Origin of the sequence: Uliginosibacterium flavum, assembly GCF_040566545.1 — a bacterium.
Lineage (GTDB): Bacteria > Pseudomonadota > Gammaproteobacteria > Burkholderiales > Rhodocyclaceae > Uliginosibacterium > Uliginosibacterium flavum.
In genome coordinates, this window is record NZ_JBEWZI010000018.1 from 42,983 (window position 1) to 66,550 (window position 23,568).

The window sequence follows — 23,568 nt, forward strand, 5'->3', positions numbered from 1 at the left end:
CGTTTCCTTGTTGCGCGGGTGGAGGATGTGACCACCCTTGAAAAATAAGATCGCGATTGTCGCAGGATTTTCCTGCGGCCGCAAGTTTCTCAGCGGCGCATGGCCTCGAAAAACTCAGCGTTGTTCTTGGTTTGACGGATCTTGTCGAGGAGGAAGTCCATCGCCTCAAGATCGTCCATACCGTAGAGCAGTTTGCGCAGCAGCCAGATCTTCTGCAGATTGGCGGGTTCAATCAGCATTTCTTCGCGGCGTGTGCCCGAACGATTGACGTTGATGGACGGATAGATGCGTTTCTCGGACATGCGGCGATCCAGATGGATCTCCATATTGCCCGTGCCTTTGAATTCTTCGTAAATCACTTCGTCCATACGGCTGCCGGTGTCGATCAGCGCGGTGGCGATAATAGTCAGCGAGCCGCCTTCTTCGATGTTGCGGGCTGCTCCGAAGAAGCGTTTGGGTTTTTGCAGTGCATTGGCATCCACCCCGCCGGTCAGAACCTTGCCAGAGGCAGGCACCACGGTGTTGTAGGCGCGGGCCAAGCGGGTCAGCGAATCGAGCAGGATGATCACATCCTTCTTGTGCTCGACCAGACGCTTGGCCTTCTCGATCACCATTTCGGCAACCTGGACGTGACGTGTAGCTGGCTCGTCGAAGGTCGAAGCAACCACTTCACCGCGCACCGAGCGCTGCATTTCGGTCACCTCTTCCGGGCGCTCGTCGATCAGCATGACGATCAGTACGGCTTCCGGATGATTTGCTGCGATGGCATGCGCAATGTGCTGCAGCATCACGGTCTTGCCGGATTTGGGCGGCGATACGATCAGGCCGCGCTGGCCCTTGCCGATCGGCGCGATCATGTCGATCACGCGCGAGGTAATGTTTTCCTCGCCACGCATCTCGCGTTCAAGCCTGAGAGGCTTGTTCGGGTGCAGCGGCGTGAGGTTTTCGAACAGGATCTTGTGTTTGGACGCCTCAGGCGGCTCACCATTGATCTTGTCCAGCTTGACCAGTGCAAAGTAGCGCTCGCCATCCTTCGGAGTGCGGATCTCGCCCTCGATGGTGTCGCCTGTGTGCAGGTTGAAGCGGCGGATCTGCGAAGGCGACACGTAGATGTCGTCGGTGCCGGCCAAGTAAGAAATGTCCGGTGAGCGCAGGAAGCCGAAGCCATCCGGCAGCGTTTCCAGAGCCCCGTCGCCAAAAATCGGCTCGCCTTTTTTGGCTCGATTTTTCAGTAGGGCGAAAACGAGTTCTTGTTTGCGCAGGCGATTGGCGCCCTCGATGTCATTGGCGAGCGCCATTTCAAGCAGCTCGCTGACGTGAAGAGCCTTGAGCTCTGACAGATGCATGGACAAACCCTGAAAGGAGATGTGCGGAAGGAATGCTGGCGTCGCGAGGACTGCCTGTATGCCGAAAATGAAGGGGATGTTTGGGTCTCGGAAACCGAGAGCTGCGATTCGCGCGGAAGGGAAGTGCGAGACTTGAACGACGCGCTGCAGCGTTAATTGGCCGGAACTCTAGCGATTCAGTTCCGGCCTGTCAAACTTTAAATCAGAGATTGGCGTCAACAAAAGCCATGAGCTGGGATTTGGACAGCGCGCCGACCTTTGTGGCTTCCACATTGCCGCCCTTGAACAGCATCAGCGTTGGAATGCCGCGAATGCCGAATTGCGCCGGAATCGCCTGGTTATCATCGACATTGACCTTGGCCACGACGAGTTTGCCAGCATATTCCTTGGCCACTTCATCCAGAATCGGCGCAATCATTTTGCAAGGGCCGCACCACTCAGCCCAGTAATCGACCAGTACGGGCAGTTGGGATTGCAGCACGTCTTTTTCGAAGCTGCTGTCGGTGACGTAGACGATTTGGTCGCTCATGATTCCTCGCAATGAAATGAAGGCCGCTGGGGGTATTGATGCGCGGCTAGGTTTTGTATCAAGCCTGTGAGCCTCAATCCTATCCAAATTGCCTCCCCGAGGGAAGCTGCGCCGACTATGAGACCAATAGGTTAAGGGCGGCGGACGGTGCGGCATCATGCCGCAGCCAGTTTCTTCAGGATGCGCCGCCGCGCAGCGCGCGCGGTAGTGGTCCAGCCCAGTCGATACCAACGCCAGCTCATGATCAGGCCACGTGCCCATTCATCGGCAATGTAGCCAATCCAGATGCCGGGCAAGCCCATGCCGAAGTGCACGCCCAGCAGCCATGAAAGGCCGGCGCCGAAGACGAAATTCGAGACCACGCTGAACTTCACCGGAAAGCGAACGTCGCCGGCTGCGCGCAGTCCGCCCATCAGCACAACGTTCAGGCAACGGCCCGGCTCCAGCAGCAGCTCCAGGATTACGATGGTGGTGATCAGGCTGACCAGTTGCGGATCATTGGCCAGCCAGCCGATGGCGGCCGGCGTGAGGAAACAGCTGGCAATGGCGCCGGCCATGGTGATACCCATCGCGATCCACAGTGTGCGCCACAGGGTGGCGTTGGCTTGCTTGAGTTTGCCTGCACCGATCAGGTGGCCAATGATGATTTCCGAGCCAAAACCCAGCGATACCATGTACATCGTCACCCAGCTGGCGGCTTGCATGCCATAGGCGTGCGAAGCCAGCGCGCTGGTGCCCATGCCGGCAGCCATCGATACGGTCATCAGGAAGGCGATGCGGAAGGCGATTTTTTCGCCCGCGCTGGGCAGACCAATATGCAGAATGCCGGAGAGTGGGCCGCGTGCGAGGCGGAACAGATCGATGGGCGTCAGACGGATATGCAAACGATGCAGCCACAGGACCGCGAGCAGGATCAGGACCACGATGCGCGATATTATCTGTCCCCAGCCCAGCCCCATCAGGCCTTGCGCCGGAATGCCGGAAAAGCCGAAGACCAGCGGAACGCTCACCGCCACCTGCAGGATGTTCATCGCCATGGTCAGGCGCATCGAGTCCTTCGTGAAGGTGTAGGCGCGCAATACCGACACCATGGTGATGAAAATGGAATCCAGCGCCAGACCGATGCCGGTCAGTACGAAGAAGGGCGTAGCCAGCTCGAACAACTCGGGTGGCAGGCGCAGTAGTTTGAGCGCTTGCGCGGGGGCCAGACCGATCAGAACCATGGCGATCAGGCCCGTCCATACCGACGCGGCCAGCCCGGCGCGTGCTACGTCGCGGGCGCCTGCATCGTCCCCGCCGCCCTTGTGTTGGGTCACCATTACGCTGGTGCCGATGCCGACGACGCGAAACAGGCGATCAAAAATGCCGCGCAGCTGATTGGCCAAACCAAAGATCGCTACGGCAGCGGTGGAGACGTGACCTGCCATCCACAGGCCAAGTGTGCCGATGGCCATCATCAGCAATTGTTCAACGAACATGGGCCAAGTGATGGCGAAGAGATCAAGTTTCTGGCCGGATTTTTTCATGACAAAGGAGGGCTACGCGAACGACTTTGGATTGTGCCGGCAAATGGATCGCTGCGTGCCGATCCAGCGCAAAAACCCCGGCCATTCGTGCGACTGGCGCAGACGAGCTCGTCGGGCTAGGCTTAGGGCTGTTTCCTGTCCCGGTTTTATTCCGGTTTTTTATTCGACACAGCAGGGGGATAAATGAACATACGTCTGTTGAGTTGTTGCATAGGCTTCAGTCTGCTGAGCGGGGCGGTCTGCGCGCAGAATCTTGATATGCCCAAGCGCAAGCCGGGGCAGTGGGAGATCAAGATGGAGTCCGCCATGATGCAAGGCATGGTTACCACCATGGAGCAGTGCATCGACGAGAAGAGCGATGCCGATATGCAGAAAAAGAGCATGCAGGGCAATGGCGGTGGCAAGAGCGATTGCAAACTCGTTTCCAGCAAAAAAACCGCCAGCGGTTGGGAAATGGACACCGTGTGCAAGCAGGAAAAAACCACCATCAGTGGGCACACGGTGATGAGCGGCGATTTTCAAAGCGCTTACAGAATGGACAGCACGACTACCTTCGAGCCGCCTATGCAGGGCATGAAAGAAATGAAGAGCACGATGAAGGTGCGCTATCTGGGCGCCTGCAAAGCGGATATGAAGCCCGGCGATACAACGGTGAATGGCGTAAAAATCGGCCAGGGCGGCGCAGCCGGGCAGGCACCGAAAATGAGCCAGGAAGACATCAGGAAAATGATGGAAGCGATGCAGAAGATGAAACCGCAGTAAGTCATTTCTGACGTAGTAAAGCGAAACGGCCAGCGCGGGCAGGCCGTTTGCATTTTACCTTTGATCAGCCGCGATCCGGGGTGACTTTGGCCAGCCAGTCACCCTCCGGCTGACGGTGCAGGCACATCGCGGCGATCAGTGCTTCCGGGGTGTCCGCCACATACAGCTGATCCAGATGGACCTGCTTCACAAAGCCTTCGGCCACCATGTGGCGGATCAGGATCAGCAATGGATCGAAGAAGCCTTTTACGTTGAGCAGGCCCACCGGCTTGTGGTGAATGTGCAGTTGCGCCCAGGTCAGGATTTCGAAAAACTCATCCATCGTGCCCAGCCCGCCGGGCAGGGCTACAAATCCGTGCGCTCGATCGGCCATCGTGGCCTTGCGCGTGTGCATCGAATCCACAATCACCATCTGGGTGGCGAAGGGGTGTGCCAGCTCGCGCTCGGCCATGAATTCGGGGATCACGCCGTAGCTCTTGCCACGATGCGCATGCACCGCATCGGCCAGCACGCCCATCAGCCCGACATGGCCACCGCCCCACACCAGTTCGATCTGATGCTCGGCCAGAGTCTGACCAAAGGCGCGCGTGGCTTCGCGGTAGATGGGGTCATGGCCGGCGGAGGCACCGCAGAAAACGCAGAGGGATTGCATTGGGCATAAGGATGGAAGAAGGGAGTGCGGAGCGTAGCGGTGCGGACGGATGGGTGCAAGTGTGGATTGGAGCAACCTGAAGAGCGTCTTGTCGCGGGGCTCTTCAGATGAGCGGCCTTTAGAGGGCCGTCGGCCGGGCTTGTCCATCGGTCATGCCCGCACAAGCGCTTTGTCGCTGCTTTGGCGGGTTGCATGCTTGCAGAGTGAGTGTGGGAGCTGCCTTCGGTTGGGCCTCAGGCAAGCCCTCGCAGTGCCTCAGGCAAGCCCTCGCAGTGCCTCAGGCAAGCTGGGCTGCTGGAAGCGATAGCTTATGGCCTGCAAGCGCTCGGGGAGTACGCGTTGACCGCCAAGCAGCAGGTAGGCGCGTTGTCCGAGTGCCAGCTGCAGCAAGACGGTTGGCAAGGTAAAAGGCGTCGGGCGGTTCAGTGAACGGCCCAGAGTGGTTGTGAACTCGATATTGCGTACGGGCTGTGGGGCGGTCAAGTTGAAGGCGCCACAGGCGGATTCGGTGCGCAGCAGGGCGAGTACGGCGCCAACCCAGTCGTCGATGTGAATCCAGCTCATCCATTGCAGACCGTCGCCCAAGCGGGCGCCGAGGCCCAGCTTGAATGGAAGACGCATGCGCGCGAGTAATCCGCCCTGACGCGCGAGCACAAGGCCGGTGCGAAGCAGGCAAACGCGCACTCCCCAACCTGTTGCCTGGCTGGCGGCGTTTTCCCATGCCGCGCAGAGACGTGCGCCGAAATCGTGTGCCGAGGGGTTGGGCACGGCAAAGGCGTCGCTACAGGGCGCTTCGCCACAGTCTCCGTAGTAGCCGATGGCTGATCCGCTGAGGAGTACGCTGGGCTTGCGTTCGGCTCGCGCGATGGCTGCTGTAAGCTGTTCCGTCAGCGTGATACGGCTCGCCCAGAGCGCGTGCTTGCGCACTTCGGTCCAGGGGAAATCAAGAATCTGGGCGCCAGCGAGATTGATGACAGCGTCGAAATGGACGCCAGGCCGCCAGTCATCAAGACTGGCGAAGGCTTGAACACTGGCGCCGCAGAGTTTGGCAACTTTGGCGGGCTGCCGACTGAGGACCGTAAGCTGATGGCCCTCGGCCAGCAGTACAGCGCACAAGGCGCGGCCGAGCATGCCTGTTCCGCCGGTGATGAGAATGTTCATGGCTTGCCCTTTGGATGATTTTTTGGGAAATCAGAAAGTCTGGCGTAGCGGGCGAGTGGCTGAAGAGCCGCTCCGGATTTGCATCTTGAACGTGCATGGCTGAAGATGCAATGTGGGTGCGCCTCTTCAGCCATGCACCGAAGTAGTTCAGCGTATCGGAGCCTGCGCGGTGAATGCGTCTCTCATCGTTTGGCAGGCGGCGGGCGCTTGCCTTCAGGGGCTGATGGCGCGGTGGATGAGACCCAGCCTTTCACAAACAGCCCCAGCCCCAGACCGCCCAGGAACACCAGCCAGAAGGCCAGCACGTGCAGGTTTTCCAGCCCGCTGTGCAGGTTCATGCCGAACACGGCCGATACGCTCATCAGCGGGAAGGCGATGGCCGCGAGGATGTTGAGCTTGTGCTGCGCGCGGTTGCCGACTTCGGCGGCGCGGGCTTGTGCTTCGGAGCTGCGCGCGAGGCGGAATTCCAGCGCCAGGCGTGCATCGGCCAGCAGCAGTTCGAAACCACGTGCGATGTCCACTCCGCGATCGCGCATGTCAATGATGAAAGCATCGTTTCCCAGTGATTCACGCGCGGCCTGCAAGGCCTGCTTCATGTTGCTCGCGGAGCGCGCCAGCGGGATCAGGCTGTCGATGATGGCGAATAGCGCATCGATATTGGCGGCTTTCTCGAAGCGGTTTTCAAGTTCGGTGTAGAGCGCTCGGTAGTCTTCGAGGTATTTGGTCAAGGCGTGATCGCCGCGATCAGTGCCCTTGTACAGCCACTTGCCTTCGGGTAGGCGCAGGAAGACTTCATGTTCGCGCTCGTTGCCATCCGCTTTCGGTGGCGCGTGCAGTACCAGTAGCAGGTGGCCGGTCTCGAAAATGGCGCGCTGCGCGCCCCAGCTTTCGCTGCCCAGTCGCGCCGTGATCTCGGCGGGTAAAGTCCATTTGTACTGGCTGCGTTTCATGCCTTCACTCCCAGTGTGCTATTTGCTGTCTTTGTTGATCTTGTGGCTGCGCTCGCTGCCGGCTTCCAGTGATTTTTCCAATCGCTCGACGTAGCCGGACATGCGTTTCATTTCTTCCCACAGCGTGTGGTCCAGCTTCATCTTGTGATAGGTGGCGGTCACGAGGGGCAATAACACCCGGTCGTAGGCCTCGGTCATGCCCTTGATGGCGGTTTCGATACCTGCCACATCCGGTGCGCTGTTGTTGATGCTGATTTTCGGCTTCACACCATTGAGCGTTTCGGCCAGTGTGGCCAGGCCCTGGCGCAGACTTTCGTCCAGCCGCGTGTCGCGCTTCAGACCATCGACCGCGCGCGCCAGATCCAGTACTGTGTTGGCTATGCGCATGCTAGCATCGTCGCTGCCGCCGAGTTTTTTCAGGCGCGAGAATTCATCACAGATGCTTTTCCAGCGGGCTCGCTCGGCTTCGTTCGGCGTGCCGACCAGATGGGCCAGCTTGAGCAGGTTTTCCTCTGCGCCGGTGGTCAGCGTTTGCGCTTCGCCGCGATAGTGATCGCGCAGCAGTGCGTCCAGCTCGTCGTCGTGCATCAGCGCGGTGATGCGCGCCGCCAGCTTGCTCATATTGCGATAGCTGCCCTGCAGCTTGAATGGCGGCTCGGTGCGGTAATCCTCCTGCTGCGCGGCCGATGCGATGTAGCTGGCGTTCACTTTCAACAACACATCACGGGCGCGGAACAGGCGCTTCATCAGGCCAGTCAGTTCATCCAGTTCCTGGCCGCTGTAACCATGTGCGAATTCGCTGCCCGGCACATCCTCGCCCTCGGCCAGACGTACCAGACGGAGAATGTCTTTCGGATCGCGCGAGGCCAGTGGCTTCAGCAGCGGGTTGGCGGTGATGGCGTTCTCGATATAGGAGAGTGCGAAGATCGCTTCGCGACCCGACAGCATGTCGCCCAGATTGTAGATGTCGGCACGGTTGGCCAGCATGTCCGGGATGCGGAACACGTCGCCGGATTCGGTGTAGGGATTGCCCGCCATTACCACGGCGAAGCGCTTGCCACGCATGTCGTAGGTGCGAGGCTCGCCGTTCCACACGCCTTCGATGCGACGCGTGCCGTCGGCCAGTGCGATGAATTTCTGCAGAAACTCGGGGCTGGTGTGCTGGATGTCGTCCAGATACAGCATGACGTTGCTGCCCATGGCCAGGCCGAGGTTGAGCTTCTCCAGCTCCTGCCTTGCCGCCGCATGTGCGGCGCTGGCCGGGTCGAGGCCGGTGACCTCGTGGCCCAGCACCGGGCAGTTGATGCGCACGAAGACCAGGCCGAGGCGATCTGCCACGTACTCCATCAACGTCGTCTTGCCGTAACCCGGTGGCGAGATCAGCAGCAGCATGCCCATGCGGTCGGTGCGATTGCCTTCGCCTGCGGTGCCTAGTTGCTTGGCCAGATTGTCGCCAACGATGGGCAGGTACACTTCGTCGATTAAGCGATTGCGCACGAAAGTGGCCAGCGGCTTGGCTTGGAACTGGCCGAGGCGCAGGCGGTTTTTTTCCCCTGCCACCAGATCCTGGCGCAGGGCCTGCAACTGATTGAAGGCCGGGACGACGCTGCGGCAGTGGGCGATGTAGCGCTGCCAGAAATCATTCAGGTTGAGTGTCAGCGCGGCATCGACGATGCGTGGGTGTTCGCCCAGCATTGCAGTCACGCTGCGATCCAGTTTGGCATTGACGCGCAGGCGCTGCGCCGGCAGGGCCAGTTGCAGGGCTGCATCAGCAACCCATGCGGCCGCTGATGTCGGCTGCGCGGCATCGAAGGCACGCAGCCACTCGCAGGCCAGCGCCCAGCGCTCGGCTGGCTGTGCGTTGGCCAAGTCGTTTTGCCATGCCGCCAGTTTGCCCGCGCGATCGAGCTGGCGTGACAGCTCGGCTGCCAGATCCTCGCCTGCGCCGGAAATCACCCAGGCGTCTGTGCTGCGTTCGCTGGCAAGCTGCGTTACCAGGTATTCGGCGGCGCGTGCGCGCAGGGTTTCCTCTGTAGCGGCATTGATGCCGCGCTGCAAGCCGAAGCGCTGCACGAAAGGCTGCATCGCGCCGGCAATGTCGACCGCCAGTCTTTCGAAGCTGTGACGCGCGCCAAACAGGCTGCGCATCTGTTCGGCCGCGCGTGCGCCGCGCTGGTGGGTGTCACGATCCGCGTCGAAGCAGCCGTGATACCAGAACAGCTGTGCCCAGGCGCGCTCGGTGGCGCCAAAGGCCAGCAAGCCCGCCTCGGCCTGCATGCTGACCAGTTGTTGCAGGATGCGCAGTGCATCGCTGTCGTGCACACCCTTCTGGTAACCCTCCTGGTAGCGGGCGGCGGCGAAAGTGCGTAGTTGCTCGGCGAGGCGCGGGGATGCGTCACCCTCACTACAGGCCAGCAGCAATTCATCCCAGTCCAGCGGGCCTTTGCCGTCCAGCACCGAAGCGAGCAGGCTGCCCGCCAGGTATTCGCCGCGATAGAGCTGCTCGCTCTCGGAGACCAGACTCTGGTTCCAGAATGGCTTGAGCACGGTAAGGCGTTCGTCCTGCACGGGTGCGAAGTAGTCTGTGCCTGTCAGGTGATAGAACAGGGCACTATCGCGCGGTGCCAGTGTGATGTCCAGCGCTTGACGGCTGACGGTGAAGGCGTGCTTTCCCAGGCGCAGGGTATTGCCGCCATCACTGATCAGGTCGGCACGGTCCCGCACAGCGCGCAGCGTCTGATCGCGCGCGGTCTTCAGGCGTGTATCCAGCTCATCGGCGGCAACGGCGGCACCAATACCGCGCAGGTCCTCAATCAGCTTGCGCAGCTTGCCCAGTAGCGGATCTCCCGCGAAATAGCTGTGCACGGCAGGCATGTCGGCGAGCTGCGCCACGCGCCGCTGCACGCCATCAAGGATGCGTTCGGCCGCGTCGACCAGCGCTTGGCTGCGGCGCTGACGCGCTTCCAGCAGACTTTGTTTGCGGGCAGTCATGGCTTCGTAGACCGACTCGCGCTTGGCGGCGATGTCGGCAACAAAGTTGTTCTGCTCGATGAAGCGGCCTTCGAGTTCTTCGAGTTGTGCCAGCAATCGCGTCAGCGCGTCGTCGCACTTCTCGGGCGTGTCGGCGAAGTCGAGCGCATTCTCGACAGCCTGGCCGAAAAGTTTGAACTGCGCACCGAACTCGGCTGCCGATTCATTTGCTCCCAAACCTTTGCGTGTGCGGCGCGCCTCGGCGCGCAGGCGATTGGCATCGGCATACACCATGCCGATCTGGTCGAGAATCCGCGTGCGCACCACGGCGTCGCCACCGGGCAGGGTGCCCAGCTGTTCAGTCAGCAAATCAAGACCGGTCGCGGTTTCGTCCAGCGTTGCCAGCGCGCGGTCGATATCACCCGTGGTGGCCGCGGAAGGCAGCTGGCTGGCGAGTTTTTCCAGGGTGCCGCGATAACCATTGAAAGCAGTCTCGCCTGCGAGGAACTGCACGGCGCGCTCGCCCACGCGGGCCTGCTCGGCGCTCAGTTCGGCATCCAGCGCATCGATGATGGTCAGATCCACGTAACGCAATTCGCGCAAGGACAGCAGCTTGCCGCGTTGCTCACGCAGACGACCCAGCGCGTGCACGAAATCATCCGGCTTGTGCCACAGCATGCTGGCCACATCGGTCATCAGCGCACGTTGTTCGCCCTGCGCTTTGGTCAGCTCGCGAGCGGTGTCACGGCGGATGCTGTCCACCTTCTCGAATTCATCCAGCGTCTGGCGCGCGCCCTCGGCAATACGCTTGAGACCTGCCAGCAGGCCACCGGCTTCTTCGGAATCCAGCCAGAAATAGGCGTCCTGGACGCGCACGCACTGGCGGATCAGGTCTTCGTAAGCGGTGCGTGTCGGCGTCTGTTCACGCAGCGCGCGGGCAATCGCCATCAATTCTGAAATGCCGCGCACTAGGTCGGCATTGCCGATGCGACCGAAAAACCCCTTGGCCTTGGGTGTGGCGGCTGCGTGCTCTTCGGTGGAGAACGGTGTTTGCCACAACTGCATCGGGTGCACACGTGTCGGCTCTCCGCTCTCGGCCATGAAGACCAGCACGCGGCCATCCGGGAAGCGCGCATAGCCGTTGGCAAGAATGGGCGTGGCCAGTGTCTTGTTGATCAGGTTGTAGGTGAACAATCCGTAGTGACCAATCCCTGGCGCGTAGAAAACGTAGAGCACATCCTCGCCGTTGGGCGAGCGGATCATCCGCTTGAAGCGCAGGCTGTCGACCACCTCGCCGGGCATGTCGAAGCGCTTGGATTCGCCGGACTGCAGGTAATAGCCGCCGGGGAAAATGATGCCGTGATCCTCGGGTAACTGGACGCAGGCCCGGCCAATCGCATCGATGCGCAGCACCTTCTGGGTGCGCATGTTGTAGATCAGGAAACGCTCAATCTGTTCGCGATACGGGCGCACGCGCAGCAGGATCAGCGAGCCGAGTTTCGCGTAGGCAATATCGGCATCGGCCAGTGACTGGTTGCGATCCTCGACCGGCTCGGAAAATATGCCGAGGCCGGTCTCACTGTTGTTTTCGATCTTGACGGTCAGGTCGCCGCCTACCGTTTCAACGAATACGGTGTCGAGGATGTTTACATGCGGATGCTTGCCGTCCACATGATCTTCGCGTGTGGTTTGCATCCATTCAAAATCATGCGTCGGAGGCAGTGCCATGTCCCGTTCGCCGCGATTGTCGACGTAGCTGACCAGCCCATCGCGATCAATGCTCCAGCGGAACACGCGCACATCGCTGACCTGCGCACCGATGCGGAATGCAGCCAGCAGCTTGTCCTGCGTAACGCGCAACTGGATCAGCTGCGCCTGCTTGTAGTAGGCGTACAGCTCGCGAAAATCGGAGGTAAAACGCGAGTCTTCAAGGAAGCTGCCAGCGAGCGGCACGCTCTCCAGCTCGTCCGCACCATCGTTCGAGGCTAGCCGATAAAGCGCGAACACATCGCCCGCCGTAGTCTCGCGGCGCAGGCCCAGCGTGACGTTGTAGCCGAACAGCAACAGATCGCCGATGCGCACGATGTCGCGTGCCACGCAGTTGTTCTCGGTGCGCGCACGGGCCCGCAGGATCAGCGCCTGATCGGATTTGCCGAACGCGCCCACGCGTGCCTCGTTGAGCGCGCTGGCCTGCGCCAGCAGTGCATCCCCCTGATCACTCAAGCGCTTTTTGAGCAACTCGTAGCTGCTGCTGTCGGCGACCATGGATTCGGTCTGGTTGTCAGGCGTTTGCGTTTGTTCGGTGTTGTCCATCGTGGCCATCTTGAGTGTTCAGAGCTTGAAGCTGCGGGTTACCAATCGGCGCGCAGCAGCGCGATCAGTTCTTCGTGCTGCGGCTGGGTGTTCAGCCACTCGCGCATGCGTTTGATCTCATCGATGCAGGCGTCACCATGTTTGCTGCGCAGGGCGGTTTCGCGCAGCGCACGCAATTCATCGCTCTGTATGCGGCGCTGCCATGCTGTGCTGACGATCTCGCCCAGGCTGGCCGTCAAGCCTGCCTGTGCCAGTGTCTGCCACTCGCCCTTGTCCAGCCATACCAACTGGCAGGCCGGGCAATGATCAACGCGGAAATCCGGCGTCAACCCGACACGGTAGCGCTGCATCAGCCGCGTGCAGGATGGGCAGCCACGCGCCGAGGGACTGTCGCTGACCTCGTGATCCTCTGCGCCAGACTCCGCAGAGGGCGCGGCCTGCTGCCGCCACTGGCGATAGTCCGACATGTCGAGCAACACGCCACCGCAGGCTTCGCATTGCTGTGTCATTAGCCCGGGCGCCAGCTCAGCGCGGGCCAGCTCACTTTGCGCGGCGCAACTGCAGAAAAGGCGCATCCCCATCAGATGCCCGTCGCCGCGCGCACGGCCTCAATCTTTGCCAGCATGGGGGGCGTCAGTTCGTCGGTCTTCAGGCGACGCAGGATGTTGCGCAGTACGCGCTTCTCGTTGGCGTCCACCACACCATCGCGCAGCGCCACGTCCACCAGCTTCTGCAATTCATCCACTCGCAGCTTGCCGTCGTCGGTGAAGCACTCGATGGAACGGAAAGCAATCTCCAAGTAATCACGGTTCTCACTCATTTCGTCTTCTCCTTATTTCCGGAAACCTTCGATTAATGTCTGCAGCGCAGCCTTCTGGCTGTCGTTGCCATCGCGTGCCACCTTGGTCAGCAGGGCCGCGACGCTGAGGTTTTGAATCTCGCCCGCAGAGCCACCCAATGCACCAATGATGTCGCGCACGTCGCCGACCATGTCGCGCTCGCCACTGAGGTGATCCTTGAGACCGATCTTGAGCGTGTCGCTCTTGGAAATGGCGCCGTCGATGCCCTTGCCGATGGAGAGTGCGCGCACGAAGCTGTCGAAGTAATCGCCCTGACCACCGACGATGTCGATCTTGGCATGCGACAGTGCTGCGCCCAGCACTTCGGCCTGCTCCTTGGCGATGCCGGTCTGCGCTTCGATGCCGGCCATGGTTTCGGTGTGGGCACGCTCCAGCTGCATGCGGAATTCTTCGTGCTCGCGTGTGTCCTGGCTCATGGCCTTCATGGCCTCGAACTTCTCGCGCAGACCCTTGGCTTCGGCCTGGAAACGCGCTTCGACCACTTGTGCATCGGCTTGACCGGCCTTGACGGTGGCATCGGCATTTGCTGAACGTACATGCACATCGGCCATACCCAGTTTCTCCTTGCCGTCGGCTTCGGCATCCATGCGCGAGCGCAGCGCATTGGCTTCGGCGGCACCGTACTTGCTGAATGCGTCGGCCTCAGCGATTTTTACCTTGGCGTCGACCATGCCTTGTTTTTCCTTGGCGTCGGCCGTTGCCATCATCACCTTGGCGCTTGCCAGGCCCGGTGCGGCCTCCATGGCTTCAAGGCCTTCGGCTTCGCGCTTCTTCGACTCGGAATCTTTTTCGGCGACCTTCAGCTTGGCGTCAGCCAGCGTGATTTCTTCCGCAGCCTTGTGGCGCGCACGGCGCTCATCCGCCTCGGCGGCTTTAACTTCCAGAACCAGGGTTTCTTCAGCCTTGCCTTCGGCTGCAATCACGACGGCTTTCTTGTTGCGGTCCGCCTCGGCGACCACACGCAATTCCTTGATGGCCTCTTCCTGCTCGGCCACTGTGCGATCGACGATGATGCGTTCGCGAACCACATCGGCAATCGCTTTCTTCTGGATTTCGACTGCCTTGTCCTTCTCGATCTCCTGCAGCGTCACTTCCTTCTGGCGATCAACAATTTCCAGCTCGCGAGCACGCGTGACCTTTTCCTCTTCGATAGCGACGGCGCGCTTGCGATTGTTCTCGGCGACCTCTTTCTCGCGCAGCACGTTTTCTTGCTGCACGGAAACCAGTTGCTCGGACTGCAGGCGGGCCAGCTCTGACTTCGTGTGCTCTTCCGATGCGACCTTGTTGGATTCCGCCTGTTCACGGGCGCGCACATTGTTGATTTCACGCGCCTGGCGGGCTTCGGCGTCGGCCTGCTGACGTTCAAGCTCCAGCATGGTTTCGCGCGTTTCCACGTCTTTCTTCTTGATCTGCATTTCTTCGTTGCGGCGCAGCTCGTTGGTGCGCACGTTTTCGATGGCAGTCAGTTCGGTGATCTTCTTGATGCCCTGGGCATCCAGGATGTTGCTGGGGTCGAGCTTGGATAAAGGGGTCTGTTCGAGGTAATCGATGGCCGCGTCTTCCAGCACGTAGCCAGACAGGTCGTCACCGATCTGGCGAATGATTTCGTCGCGGAATTTGTCGCGTGCCTGATAGAGCTCGACGAAATCCATGGCCTTGCCGACGGTTTTGAGCGCTTCTGAGAACTTCGAGGAGAACAGCTCTTCCAGTGTTTCCGGGCTGGAGGCGCGCTCGCAGCCGATGCCTTGGGCCACCTTGAGCACATCCTCGGCGGTTTTGTTTACCCGCACGAAGAACTTCACCTTGATGTCGGCGCGGATGTTGTCCTGGCAGATCAGGCCTTCGGTGCCGGTGCGGTCAATCTCGACCGTCTTGAGTGCGATATCCATCATCTCGGCCTTGTGGATGATCGGATAGACCATCCGGCCGGTGAAAATGACGTCCGGCTCGGCGCGCAGGGTGTTGACGATCATCGCGTAGCCTTGCTCCACCTTGCGGTAGAACTTGGCAAACATCGCGAAGATGACCAGCAGAAAAAGAGCGCCCAAGCCAGCGGCGATGTAGATCGGTTCCATGTGGTGACCTCAGTAGATGGAGGGTGGAGAAAAAAGGAAGGGTGTAGGTGGCCGGGCCTGCTGTCAGGGTTCCGGGGCGATCAGGTAGCGGCCGCTGGCGGCCTCGTAATCAAGGATGCGGGCGGTGGAGCCCCTGGCAAGCGCGTTCGGGCCGGTGGCCCACACGCGGATATTGATCGATGCGCCATTGGTGGCGACCTCGGCGCGGCCGAATTTTTCGGTGACGCTGCCGGTCAGTACCTTGCAGGTCTGGCCGACGACTGAGGCATTGGATACCGCGTTGTGGCTGACGAACAGTTTGCGTAGCGGACGCACGATGCGCGCGGTGAGGATGATCGCCAGCGCAATCCCCAGCAGCAGGATTGCCGTGCCGACCAAAAAGCTGAGCTGCGCTGTCGGCACCCAGGGCAGGATCCATTGGGCGGCCATGCAGGTGATGGTCCAGGAAATCAGCACCAGCAGACTGACGACGATGGAAAATGGCACACCGTTGAGCCCCATCGCGACCATGTAACTGGCCAGCACGCTGATGTCGCCGACATCACCGTCAAGCTGCGCGTCAGTGTCGATATCAATATCGATGTCGCTGGATTCGAAATCTACCAGGCCGATCAGGGCCAGCAGCCAGTAGAAGACCACCACCAATAGCAGCGCACTCAGTATCGCAGTGGGATAACTGAATGCTGTCGCCAGAAAATCGCCCATGACTCCCCCGGAATTATTATTTTACAGGTGTTGCGTACTGCCTTCGTGCGGCCTTTCATGCGCGGGCGGATTGTCCCATCCGTGCACTTGTGACTGCCTGATCTGCGTCCTAACTGCCCTTTCGTCCAGTCTCGGCGAATGCGATCAATTCGCGGGTGACCCGCTCCTTGATCGCCAGTCGGTCTTCGGGCGACAAACCGTAGCGCTCGCCAAGCAGTTCGTAATCGCTCTGCGCCAGCGAGACTGTCAGGCGTGGCCGCTTCGGGCGGCTGGAAACCGACAGGCCAAGTATCTGGCGAATCTGGTCCGAGGTGGACAGGTTGTTGTCGAAGGCTGCCTGTCGTACGGCGGACAGCACGGTTTCCTCGACATCAAATGCCACCTGCACGGCGCGGATGGCTTCATCCGAGCTTTGCCAGCGCGCCGGCTTGCGGCTGACGCTCATGCCTTGTCCGCCGCACCGTCACCCGCGGAGGCGGCAGGCGTATCAGCGCCCTGCGCCCGCGAGCGGATGCGCGCCATGATAGATGCCTTGCGATCGGCATCGTCGCCGATCCCGGCAGCGGCCAGCTTGGCTTCCAGCGCCTTGCTGCCCACTTCACGATCCAGTTGCTCGGCCGCCGTCATGCGATCTGACAGATCTTCGTGGCGCTGGCGGATGCGTTCCAGCGATTCCTTGGCGTTGAGCAGTTTCGAGCCCGTGCCATCCACGCTGTCGGCAATCGAGCGTGTCGCGCGATAAACACTCTCGGTCGTTTTGGCCATTACGATCTGGCGTTCGTGTTCGCGGATCTTGCCCTCGGCGCCCTTGATCAGCTCTTTCAAGCGCGCCACCTGCACGGCATAAGTGGCATGTGCCTTGGTCTGCTCGTCCAGCTCGCGTTCCAGTTCGGCCACGCGCCCGGCCACTTCTTCGGCCAACGCCTCTTCGTGTTTGTTGAGGGCTTCCAGTGCCAAGCCTTCGTAGCGCGTGACTTCGCCGCGCAGACGTTCGATCTCGCGAGCACTCTGCATTTCCTTGGCCATCACGCTGGTCAGGTCGCTGCGCGCCTGAGCCACGTTGTGCTTGGCATCGAGAATTTCCTGTTCGTAGATGCGCGTTGCATTGGCGTCGACCACGCTCTCGCCGATCTCGCGCACGCTGCCGCGCATCAGGGTTACAAGTTTTTTCAGTACAGACATGATTACCTCCGTCTATTCGGGAATTCAGTTGAGCAAGTCAGTTCAAAAATTCAGACATTGCATCCAGTGCATCAATGGCGTTGTCGCTCAGCGCGGCTACGTCCTGCGCCACATCCTCGGCACGTGCATTGCGCGATAGCGCACCCAGCAGCACATAGTGTTTGCCGATGCGGCCAAAGGACGACAGCGGCACCGAGGGGTTGAGGTCGAGAAGGGTTTCCAGCAGCTCGGTGCGGCGCTCGACGCGCACGTCTTCTTCGGCCCACAGGTAGCACATGCACAGCACCTGACTATCCGAGCAGGTAACGTAAATGGGCAGTGCATCGCGCTGCTCGATGCTGACCTGGATCACTTCCACCTCACCGGGAATGGGTTGCAGATGGACCATGAGGCCGCCCAGGGCATTGCCCGTCATGACGTCCAGTCCTTGTAACTGCTCTTGCAATGTTTTCATGGTGCCCCGTCTCTCCTTGTTCAAGCCAAAGTTGGCAAGTGGCCTCAGATCACGCCACAGCTGTTGTGTCGATCATTGTGAACCTAGCTTAGGTATCGCGACATAAAATGTCAAGACATAAAATGTCAAGGCGTGGGATGGACCTCATGCAGAAGTTAAAAAATCTCAAATGGGTTTTGGGCGTGAAGAGTTTTGCGGGGAATTCGGCGTAATCCCAGACGGGAGCGGGTTATGGCCGCACCAGGCAGCGGTTGTTGTAGAGCGTGTGGGTGCCTGGCCGCACAGCCAGTGTGGGCGCGGCCCTCCAGTCATACCTGGTGCGCAGGCAGGCTGGGGGCGCCTCTTCAGCCAAGTCTGCGCCAGTGGGCTAGCCCGCGGCTGCCCAGCGTGAACAGCAGCAAGCAGACGCTGCCTGCCAGCACGCCGGCCAGCGCATCCAGCAGCGTGGGGGTCAGTGCTTGCAGCAGGGAGCCGATCAGCCCAACGCTGCCGGCGATTTCGCTGAGGTGGTGAATGAAATCGTGTGCCTGCGGAATGCCGTGCAGCAAGATGCCGCCGCCCACGAGGAACATCGCCAGGGTGCCGACGATCGAGAGCGATTTCATGAGCCAGGGCGCGCACCACAGAATGGCGCTGCCGAGCTTGCGCAGAGCTTTGCTGCCCGGGCGCAGGCTGAGGTAAAGCCCGGCGTCATCCAGTTTGACGATCAGCGCTACGAAACCGTAAACACCGACAGTCATCAGCAGCGCGACTGCGCACAGCGCGATTACCTGTTGCAGAAAGGGGTAGGGCGCCACAACGCCCAGGCTGATGACGATGATTTCGGCGGAGAGAATGAAGTCGGTACGCACCGCGCCCTTGATTTTCTCGCGCTCGAAACTGCGCATGTCGACGGCCGGGTTTTGCAGAGCCTGCAGGTGCGCGGCGTGTTCGCTGGCGTCATGATCGGAGCGATGCAGGAATTTGTGGGCGAGCTTTTCAACACCCTCGAAGCATAGATAGGCGCCACCGATCATCAGTAGCGGAATGATGGCCCTGGGGGCGAAGGCGCTGATCAAAAGTGCGGTCGGCACGAGGATGGCCTTGTTGCGCAGCGAGCCGAGCGCCACGGCCCAGACCACCGGCAGTTCACGATCCGCTGAAACGCCAGTGACTTGCTGAGCATTCAGGGCCAGATCGTCGCCGAGTACGCCAGCGGTTTTCTTGGCCGCGACTTTGCTCATCACGGCAACGTCATCGAGGATCGTGGCGATATCGTCGATCAGCGCCAACAGGCTGCTTGCGGCCATTTCAAGTTCCGTGCGGGTGTCGGGGCGCGTAGTTTCGCAGAAAGCGCTGGCGCGCGGCACACGCTGAAGAGCCGCGCGGGGCGGCCGTTTTCAGCAGGGCTGCCTGCACAGCCAATACGGGCGCGGCTCTACAGCCAGCGCACTTTGGTCTGCAGATCCCGATGAGCGGCGTCGAGGCCTGCGCGGCTGTGGCTGATCAGGGCATAATAGCCTTGCCCGGCGCGCTGCACCCGGATCATGCGCCCCTGTACTTCGAGTGTCTGGGTGTCGGGCTCGCCAGGCTTGCCATTGACCAGCAGTAGGGTGATCGCGCCTTGCGGGGTGTCGTACACGATGTGCCAGCCCATGCCGTGGCCGGGAATCGGGCAGTGCTGGATGTAACGCACATCACCCACTGGCGCCTGCAACTGCCCGCCGAAACTCGCCAAGACGGGGCCGAAACGCTCCACACGCTCGGAGCTGTGTGCGGCCATTTCGTCCGCTTCGTCCTGCATATGTTGCGCGGCCGCCTGCGCAATGCTGAGGGGCACGACAGTACTTTGCTGCCAATAGAGACTGCTGCCGATCAGCGCGCACAGCAAAACGCTGGCCGCCATGGCCCAGCTTTTCCAGGGCCGTGCCTGAATTTTCTGGCCGCGCGTGGCGCGCAGGATCGCGCGCTCGGCCAGGCCTTCGGGGATGGCGACGTTCAGTGTCTGGGTGATCTTGATTTCGGCCTGATCAATGCGCCGGGCATAGGCCTGACACAGGCTGCAGTGCGCTTGATGGGCCAGAGCGGAGGCCGGCAGATGGCGCGGGTCGGCAAGTTTTTCGCGGCGGAACTGCAGACAGTCGAAGTGGAGGGAGAATGTGGTCATAGTGCGAGCCTCCGTTGGGGCTTTGAATCTTCTTTGAAGGCGGCTTGCAGCGTCTGGCGTGCGCGGGTCAGGCGCACCATCACGGCGCCTTCGGTCGTCGCCAGTTGAGTGGCAATTTCGGCACAGGAAAAGCCGCCAAGCGCCTGCAGCAAGAAAGGTTCGCGCAAGCTCAGCGGCAGGCTGCTGATCAGGTTTTCCAGATCGTGCAGCGCATACGCGTCGTGGTCGGCAGGCAGATCCAGTTCTTCCGGTGCTTCGTCGACATAGTCGAATTGTTTGCGCTCGTAGAGGCGCGCGTGTTCGTTGCGCAGGATGCTGATCAGCCAGGGTTTGGGGTTGCTAGGGTCCTGCACCTGATCCCAGGCCTTCCAGGCACGGGCGAAGGTTTCCTGTACCAGTTCATCGGCGAGGAAACGGTCGCGTGAAAGCCAGTAGGCGAAACGATAGAGATCCGGGCTGTAGGCGCGGACCACTTGTTCGAACTGGCGCTGAGCAGATTTCTGGAAAAACATGGCTGATTATCAATCTTTTTGTGCGCTCTTGAGGCTGCACATCCGGCGCAGCCAGTGGTCTGCAGCAAGACGTCCGCCGCCCATCGTCAACACAACCAGTAACAGTGCGCCCCAGAAAAAATGCGACTGAATCGCCGCCGGGCATTCGAAATCCCACAGCGCCGGATAGCTGATCACCGCCATGGCATTGACGATGAATAAGCCCAGTGCGGCAAAGCGCGTACCCAAGCCAAGCAGCAGGAGCGGTGGCAGAAGCAATTCACCCGCCGTCCCCAGTATTGCAGCGATGGCGGGCGGCAGCAGCGGCACGCTGTATTCGTACTGGAACAGCGCAGTGGTGCTGCTCCAGTCATCAATCTTGGTCAGGCCAGCGTGAAAGAAAACCCACACGATATAGGCGCGAATGCCGAGCAACAGCGCATCGCACAGGGCGTCAAGCGTCAATCCATAGGCACGCAGCAGCGCGGGAGGCAGTTTGGGGATGTTCATGGGGTTTCTCCCGGCGTGATGCCGATGATCAATTCTTGCGCAAAGGCGCGTTGCAGAAAGCTGCTGGGGTCGAATTGAGGGTCGATGTCTGCAGAGGCGCACAGGGCCTGCTCCAGCGGGCAGCCTGCTTGCAAAGCCTTTATGCAAGAGGCTTCGCAAGGGGGTAGGCTGCAGACGAAGGCTGCAAGCTCCTCTCTATGGATGAGGGCGACTTCTGCGCCACGCCCGGTCAGATCGAGCTCGCCCTCGTGGTTGGGCTGGTGCTGCAGCCAGATACTGGCGATGGGCCAATCCGAGGCGATCAGTTGAAGCGCTGGCTGTAAGCACAGACGGCTGACGGCGAGCTGCGCGGGCGTGAGTCCAGCCAGTGCTGCCATGCCGATGGGCAGATGGTTGGCGGTCATGCTGGCTTGATGCACTGCCCATTCCAGACGCGCCAGATCGGACAGCCAAGGCAGCTCGGTCATTTCTTCGACGCTTGTGATGAAGGCGGCAAAGGCCTCGCCATATTCGTTGAGATCGCCGCTTTGGGGTGGATGCGCGCGCCAATACAGACGTGCCAGCTCGGCGAAGCATTCCTCGCCGACGACTTGTTCGCTCACCGGGTAAGCCAGGCGCAGCGCCCCTAGCGTGTTGGCCACCGCGTTGCCGCGATACACCGCGATAAGCGCCGCATTGTGTTCGGGATTGCCGGCGAGAAAATCCAGCAGGCCTGCTTCAGCCTGATGATTCAGGATAGCGCCCGCAAATGCGCGCTGAGTGGCAAGCAGCTCAGACACAGGCCGCCTCCTGTTCCAGCATGATTTGCCGCGCATGTGCCGCTTCAGCCAGTAGTTCCGGTAATGGCGGGATGTCGGTGTCGCGCTCGATCAGCGTCGGCACCGGGCCGCAATGCTGCAGGGCGGCCCGGTACAGCGCCCATACTGCCTCGCACACCGGGCTGCCGTGCGTGTCGATCAGGCAATGTTCCCCCTGGCTATGGCCAGCGAGATGGATTTCACCAATAGCCTTTGGCGGCAGTTGGCGCAATTCCGCGAGCGGATCAAAGCCGAAATTCTGTGCATTGACGTAGAGGTTGTTGATGTCCAACAACAGGCCGCAGCCCGTGCGGCGGGTCAGTTCGGCGAGGAATTCGCACTCGCTCAGTTCGGAGGCATGAAAGCGCAGATAGGCCGAAATGTTCTCGATCAAGACGCGTCGCTGCAGGCGCGTCTGCAGCGCATCGACACGCTCGCAGAGCAGGTCAAGCGTGGCACGGGTCGTGGGGAAGGGCAGCAAGTCAGCCATGTGCAACTGATCAATCGCGCCCCAGCACAGATGTTCGGAAACCAGCGCGGGCTCGATGCGTTCAACCAGCGCCGCGAGTCTGTCGACATGCACCTCGCGCAGGCCATCGGCCGAGCCTAGCGATAGGCCAACGCCATGCAGGCTGATCGGGTAATGCGCGCGGGCGGCTTGCAGCGTGTGCAGGGCGGCTCCGCCAGCGGCGAAAAAATTTTCGCTGTGGACTTCAAGGAAATCGAGCGCAGGCAGCTCATCCAGCACAGCGCGGTAATGCGGCGCACGCAGGCCGATGCCGATGCTGAGAGGTTTGAGTGTGTTGATCATGATGACTTGGGAGCGGGGCCGCCCGTGGCGGCCCCGGCGGCCCGAATTACTTCTTCGGCGCCATCATCATGCCGCCCATCTTCTCGCACGTACCCTTGGCGACAAGCTTGAAGGTGTTCGGGTCATTGTCTTTCTTCGATTGACCCGCGCAGGAATGCGCGCCCGTTGCCGAGGCGCAGTCATTCGCTCCCGCTTTGGCGACGCCGTAGCATTTTTCCTGTGGGGCGTCGGCTGCAAAGGCTGGCTGAACAGCGGCCAGTGCAAGGATGGAAACAAGGGATGCGGATACGAGGGCGGTTTTGGTCATGTAAATCTCTCCTGTCAGGTGCCGCAGTGCCGGATGCGCTGCTGGCCGAGGCTATTTCCAAGCCTTCATGCGACAAGACAGGGGCAGCGCCGGAATCCTTACAGGTGATCGCGAAATAAACTGGATGTGAGATTGATGACCGCTTAAGCCTCTTGTAGAGAGCAATGCAGAATGAGCGGTTTCAGGAGCGTGCGTAAATGAATTGTCGATTTCATTTGCATTGTCCGGAAGGAATGTGCATACTTTGCGGGCGATTTTCAAGTTGTGCTGCTGTTGTCCGGCGTAAGTGCCCGGTTCTCCGGAAATTTTCTCCTTCATCATCCCGCTGTCTTGAGCTTCGCAGAGCATCCGCTCTGGGGGCGTCCCCCGAATTTTTTTAATTTTTTCAGGATATACAAGACATGGCAACAGGTACAGTGAAGTGGTTCAATGATTCCAAGGGCTTCGGCTTCATCACTCCCGATGGCGGCGGCAAGGATCTTTTTGCCCACTTCTCAGCCATTCAAGGCTCGGGCTTCAAGACGCTGCAAGAAAATCAGCGCGTGAGCTTTGACATCATTACTGGCCCGAAGGGCGAGCAAGCCGCGAACATTCGCGAGGCCGAGTAAGGTTGGAGCGTGCAGCAGGCTAGGCGCTAACGCGCTGCCCGCTGCATTCCGACTTACCGGAAAGCCCGGCTTTTGCCGGGCTTTTTATTTTTCTTTTTCCATTTTCTGTCTGGTAAGTACGCATGGCCAAAGAAGAGCTGATTGAAATGAACGGGGTGGTAGACGAAGTGCTACCGGATTCGCGTTTCCGCGTTACCCTGGAAAACGGTCACCAACTGATTGCCTATACCTCCGGCAAGATGCGCAAGCATCACATCCGCATTCTCGCTGGCGATAAAGTGTCGCTGGAACTCTCGCCCTATGATCTCTCCAAGGGCCGCATCACGTTCCGCCATATCGAAGGTCGTGGCGCTGGTGGTCCTCCTCCTCCGCGTCGTCGCCACTAATATCCGGGCCAGGACAGTTCTTTGTCC

25 protein-coding genes are annotated in these 23,568 nt (G+C 60.5%); 3 read left to right on the forward strand and 22 right to left on the reverse strand.

Annotation, left to right across the window (positions count from 1 at the left end; all coding sequences use genetic code 11):
• Positions 1 to 89: 89 nt before the first annotated feature.
• The 3 genes from rho to ABXR19_RS15280 form a co-directional block, all read right to left on the reverse strand.
• Positions 90 to 1,346, reverse strand: a complete 1,257-nt coding sequence (gene rho / locus ABXR19_RS15270; protein WP_354602004.1) for a transcription termination factor Rho — start codon at positions 1,344 to 1,346, stop codon at positions 90 to 92.
• 202 nt (positions 1,347 to 1,548) lie between these two features.
• Positions 1,549 to 1,875, reverse strand: a complete 327-nt coding sequence (gene trxA, locus ABXR19_RS15275; RefSeq protein ID WP_354602005.1) for a thioredoxin TrxA — start codon at positions 1,873 to 1,875, stop codon at positions 1,549 to 1,551.
• Positions 1,876 to 2,030: 155 nt separating this feature from the next.
• Positions 2,031 to 3,401 carry an MATE family efflux transporter gene (locus tag ABXR19_RS15280; RefSeq protein ID WP_354602006.1) on the reverse strand — a complete coding sequence of 457 codons (1,371 nt, stop codon included), beginning with the start codon at positions 3,399 to 3,401 and terminating at the stop codon, positions 2,031 to 2,033.
• Positions 3,402 to 3,584: 183 nt separating this feature from the next.
• On the opposite strand from ABXR19_RS15280, the gene ABXR19_RS15285 reads away from it, so the two are divergent.
• On the forward strand, positions 3,585 to 4,163 hold the full coding sequence (locus ABXR19_RS15285; protein ID WP_354602007.1) for a DUF3617 domain-containing protein: 579 nt from the start codon (positions 3,585 to 3,587) through the stop codon (positions 4,161 to 4,163).
• A gap of 64 nt (positions 4,164 to 4,227) precedes the next feature.
• Here ABXR19_RS15285 and ABXR19_RS15290 read toward each other — a convergent pair whose 3' ends face one another.
• The 19 genes from ABXR19_RS15290 to ABXR19_RS15380 form a co-directional block, all read right to left on the reverse strand.
• Positions 4,228 to 4,815 carry an LOG family protein gene (locus ABXR19_RS15290; protein ID WP_354602008.1) on the reverse strand — a complete coding sequence of 196 codons (588 nt, stop codon included), beginning with the start codon at positions 4,813 to 4,815 and terminating at the stop codon, positions 4,228 to 4,230.
• A 255-nt stretch (positions 4,816 to 5,070) separates the two neighbouring features.
• On the reverse strand, positions 5,071 to 5,976 hold the full coding sequence (locus ABXR19_RS15295) for a TIGR01777 family oxidoreductase (RefSeq protein ID WP_354602009.1): 906 nt from the start codon (positions 5,974 to 5,976) through the stop codon (positions 5,071 to 5,073).
• Positions 5,977 to 6,158: 182 nt separating this feature from the next.
• A complete protein-coding gene (locus tag ABXR19_RS15300) occupies positions 6,159 to 6,926 on the reverse strand; it encodes a magnesium transporter CorA family protein (protein WP_354602010.1) in 768 nt (255 codons plus the stop codon).
• Between the two features lie 18 nt (positions 6,927 to 6,944).
• Positions 6,945 to 12,209, reverse strand: coding sequence for a DNA repair ATPase (locus ABXR19_RS15305; protein WP_354602011.1), 5,265 nt, complete (start codon positions 12,207 to 12,209; stop codon positions 6,945 to 6,947).
• A gap of 38 nt (positions 12,210 to 12,247) precedes the next feature.
• Entirely contained in the window at positions 12,248 to 12,718 is a 471-nt protein-coding gene (locus ABXR19_RS15310; RefSeq protein ID WP_354602012.1) for a TFIIB-type zinc ribbon-containing protein, read from the reverse strand.
• 71 nt (positions 12,719 to 12,789) lie between these two features.
• Entirely contained in the window at positions 12,790 to 13,029 is a 240-nt protein-coding gene (locus ABXR19_RS15315; protein WP_354602013.1) for a hypothetical protein, read from the reverse strand.
• Positions 13,030 to 13,041: 12 nt separating this feature from the next.
• Positions 13,042 to 15,144: a flotillin family protein gene (locus ABXR19_RS15320; RefSeq protein ID WP_354602014.1), complete on the reverse strand. Its 2,103-nt coding sequence runs from the start codon at positions 15,142 to 15,144 to the stop codon at positions 13,042 to 13,044.
• 63 nt (positions 15,145 to 15,207) lie between these two features.
• Positions 15,208 to 15,849, reverse strand: coding sequence for a hypothetical protein (locus ABXR19_RS15325; protein ID WP_354602015.1), 642 nt, complete (start codon positions 15,847 to 15,849; stop codon positions 15,208 to 15,210).
• 109 nt (positions 15,850 to 15,958) lie between these two features.
• Positions 15,959 to 16,294: a hypothetical protein gene (locus ABXR19_RS15330; RefSeq protein WP_354602016.1), complete on the reverse strand. Its 336-nt coding sequence runs from the start codon at positions 16,292 to 16,294 to the stop codon at positions 15,959 to 15,961.
• Positions 16,291 to 17,031 (reverse strand): PspA/IM30 family protein, encoded by a 741-nt coding sequence (locus ABXR19_RS15335; protein WP_354602017.1) that lies wholly within the window; start codon positions 17,029 to 17,031, stop codon positions 16,291 to 16,293. The genes ABXR19_RS15330 and ABXR19_RS15335 overlap by 4 nt, the downstream gene beginning before the upstream one ends.
• Positions 17,032 to 17,068: 37 nt before the next feature.
• Positions 17,069 to 17,485: a DUF2170 family protein gene (locus ABXR19_RS15340; protein ID WP_354602018.1), complete on the reverse strand. Its 417-nt coding sequence runs from the start codon at positions 17,483 to 17,485 to the stop codon at positions 17,069 to 17,071.
• 344 nt (positions 17,486 to 17,829) lie between these two features.
• Positions 17,830 to 18,774 (reverse strand): DUF808 domain-containing protein, encoded by a 945-nt coding sequence (locus tag ABXR19_RS15345; RefSeq protein WP_354602019.1) that lies wholly within the window; start codon positions 18,772 to 18,774, stop codon positions 17,830 to 17,832.
• A 128-nt stretch (positions 18,775 to 18,902) separates the two neighbouring features.
• Entirely contained in the window at positions 18,903 to 19,631 is a 729-nt protein-coding gene (locus ABXR19_RS15350) for a DUF3379 family protein (protein WP_354602020.1), read from the reverse strand.
• Positions 19,628 to 20,143: a sigma-70 family RNA polymerase sigma factor gene (locus ABXR19_RS15355; protein WP_354602021.1), complete on the reverse strand. Its 516-nt coding sequence runs from the start codon at positions 20,141 to 20,143 to the stop codon at positions 19,628 to 19,630. Before ABXR19_RS15355 ends, ABXR19_RS15350 begins: the two co-directional genes overlap by 4 nt.
• Positions 20,144 to 20,152: 9 nt before the next feature.
• Positions 20,153 to 20,632: a DoxX family protein gene (locus ABXR19_RS15360; RefSeq protein ID WP_354602022.1), complete on the reverse strand. Its 480-nt coding sequence runs from the start codon at positions 20,630 to 20,632 to the stop codon at positions 20,153 to 20,155.
• Positions 20,629 to 21,411 carry an HvfC/BufC N-terminal domain-containing protein gene (locus tag ABXR19_RS15365; RefSeq protein WP_354602023.1) on the reverse strand — a complete coding sequence of 261 codons (783 nt, stop codon included), beginning with the start codon at positions 21,409 to 21,411 and terminating at the stop codon, positions 20,629 to 20,631. Before ABXR19_RS15365 ends, ABXR19_RS15360 begins: the two co-directional genes overlap by 4 nt.
• Positions 21,404 to 22,240 carry an MNIO family bufferin maturase gene (gene bufB / locus ABXR19_RS15370; RefSeq protein ID WP_354602024.1) on the reverse strand — a complete coding sequence of 279 codons (837 nt, stop codon included), beginning with the start codon at positions 22,238 to 22,240 and terminating at the stop codon, positions 21,404 to 21,406. Before bufB ends, ABXR19_RS15365 begins: the two co-directional genes overlap by 8 nt.
• 46 nt (positions 22,241 to 22,286) lie before the next feature.
• Positions 22,287 to 22,547, reverse strand: coding sequence for a BufA1 family periplasmic bufferin-type metallophore (locus tag ABXR19_RS15375; protein WP_354602025.1), 261 nt, complete (start codon positions 22,545 to 22,547; stop codon positions 22,287 to 22,289).
• Between the two features lie 51 nt (positions 22,548 to 22,598).
• Positions 22,599 to 22,868, reverse strand: a complete 270-nt coding sequence (locus ABXR19_RS15380) for a hypothetical protein (protein WP_354602026.1) — start codon at positions 22,866 to 22,868, stop codon at positions 22,599 to 22,601.
• An 80-nt stretch (positions 22,869 to 22,948) separates the two neighbouring features.
• On the opposite strand from ABXR19_RS15380, the gene ABXR19_RS15385 reads away from it, so the two are divergent.
• Both ABXR19_RS15385 and infA read left to right on the forward strand, forming a co-directional pair.
• The gene (locus ABXR19_RS15385; protein ID WP_354602027.1) at positions 22,949 to 23,155 is read left to right on the forward strand and encodes a cold-shock protein; all 207 of its coding nucleotides are present in this window, start codon (positions 22,949 to 22,951) and stop codon (positions 23,153 to 23,155) included.
• Positions 23,156 to 23,277: 122 nt separating this feature from the next.
• Positions 23,278 to 23,541, forward strand: a complete 264-nt coding sequence (gene infA, locus ABXR19_RS15390; protein ID WP_354602028.1) for a translation initiation factor IF-1 — start codon at positions 23,278 to 23,280, stop codon at positions 23,539 to 23,541.
• Positions 23,542 to 23,568 lie beyond the last annotated feature (27 nt).

Bases quoted from the DNA above. Each gene is read 5' to 3' on its own strand.
- ABXR19_RS15295 (WP_354602009.1), bottom strand. From the start codon at position 5,976: ATGAACATTCTCATCACCGGCGGAACAGGCATGCTCGGCCGCGCCTTG.
- ABXR19_RS15355 (WP_354602021.1), bottom strand. From the start codon at position 20,143: ATGTTTTTCCAGAAATCTGCTCAGCGCCAGTTCGAACAAGTGGTCCGC.
- ABXR19_RS15360 (WP_354602022.1), bottom strand. From the start codon at position 20,632: ATGAACATCCCCAAACTGCCTCCCGCGCTGCTGCGTGCCTATGGATTG.
- ABXR19_RS15285 (WP_354602007.1), top strand. From the start codon at position 3,585: ATGAACATACGTCTGTTGAGTTGTTGCATAGGCTTCAGTCTGCTGAGC.
- ABXR19_RS15310 (WP_354602012.1), bottom strand. From the start codon at position 12,718: ATGACACAGCAATGCGAAGCCTGCGGTGGCGTGTTGCTCGACATGTCG.
- ABXR19_RS15290 (WP_354602008.1), bottom strand. From the start codon at position 4,815: ATGCAATCCCTCTGCGTTTTCTGCGGTGCCTCCGCCGGCCATGACCCC.
- ABXR19_RS15300 (WP_354602010.1), bottom strand. From the start codon at position 6,926: ATGAAACGCAGCCAGTACAAATGGACTTTACCCGCCGAGATCACGGCG.
- ABXR19_RS15340 (WP_354602018.1), bottom strand. From the start codon at position 17,485: ATGAAAACATTGCAAGAGCAGTTACAAGGACTGGACGTCATGACGGGC.
- ABXR19_RS15380 (WP_354602026.1), bottom strand. From the start codon at position 22,868: ATGATGAAGGAGAAAATTTCCGGAGAACCGGGCACTTACGCCGGACAA.
- infA (WP_354602028.1), top strand. From the start codon at position 23,278: ATGGCCAAAGAAGAGCTGATTGAAATGAACGGGGTGGTAGACGAAGTG.
- trxA (WP_354602005.1), bottom strand. From the start codon at position 1,875: ATGAGCGACCAAATCGTCTACGTCACCGACAGCAGCTTCGAAAAAGAC.
- ABXR19_RS15375 (WP_354602025.1), bottom strand. From the start codon at position 22,547: ATGACCAAAACCGCCCTCGTATCCGCATCCCTTGTTTCCATCCTTGCA.
- ABXR19_RS15330 (WP_354602016.1), bottom strand. From the start codon at position 16,294: ATGAGCGTCAGCCGCAAGCCGGCGCGCTGGCAAAGCTCGGATGAAGCC.
- ABXR19_RS15325 (WP_354602015.1), bottom strand. From the start codon at position 15,849: ATGGGCGATTTTCTGGCGACAGCATTCAGTTATCCCACTGCGATACTG.
- ABXR19_RS15350 (WP_354602020.1), bottom strand. From the start codon at position 19,631: ATGACCACATTCTCCCTCCACTTCGACTGTCTGCAGTTCCGCCGCGAA.
- ABXR19_RS15385 (WP_354602027.1), top strand. From the start codon at position 22,949: ATGGCAACAGGTACAGTGAAGTGGTTCAATGATTCCAAGGGCTTCGGC.
- ABXR19_RS15315 (WP_354602013.1), bottom strand. From the start codon at position 13,029: ATGAGTGAGAACCGTGATTACTTGGAGATTGCTTTCCGTTCCATCGAG.
- ABXR19_RS15345 (WP_354602019.1), bottom strand. From the start codon at position 18,774: ATGGCCGCAAGCAGCCTGTTGGCGCTGATCGACGATATCGCCACGATC.
- ABXR19_RS15305 (WP_354602011.1), bottom strand. From the start codon at position 12,209: ATGGACAACACCGAACAAACGCAAACGCCTGACAACCAGACCGAATCC.
- ABXR19_RS15320 (WP_354602014.1), bottom strand. From the start codon at position 15,144: ATGGAACCGATCTACATCGCCGCTGGCTTGGGCGCTCTTTTTCTGCTG.
- rho (WP_354602004.1), bottom strand. From the start codon at position 1,346: ATGCATCTGTCAGAGCTCAAGGCTCTTCACGTCAGCGAGCTGCTTGAA.
- ABXR19_RS15335 (WP_354602017.1), bottom strand. From the start codon at position 17,031: ATGTCTGTACTGAAAAAACTTGTAACCCTGATGCGCGGCAGCGTGCGC.
- bufB (WP_354602024.1), bottom strand. From the start codon at position 22,240: ATGATCAACACACTCAAACCTCTCAGCATCGGCATCGGCCTGCGTGCG.
- ABXR19_RS15280 (WP_354602006.1), bottom strand. From the start codon at position 3,401: ATGAAAAAATCCGGCCAGAAACTTGATCTCTTCGCCATCACTTGGCCC.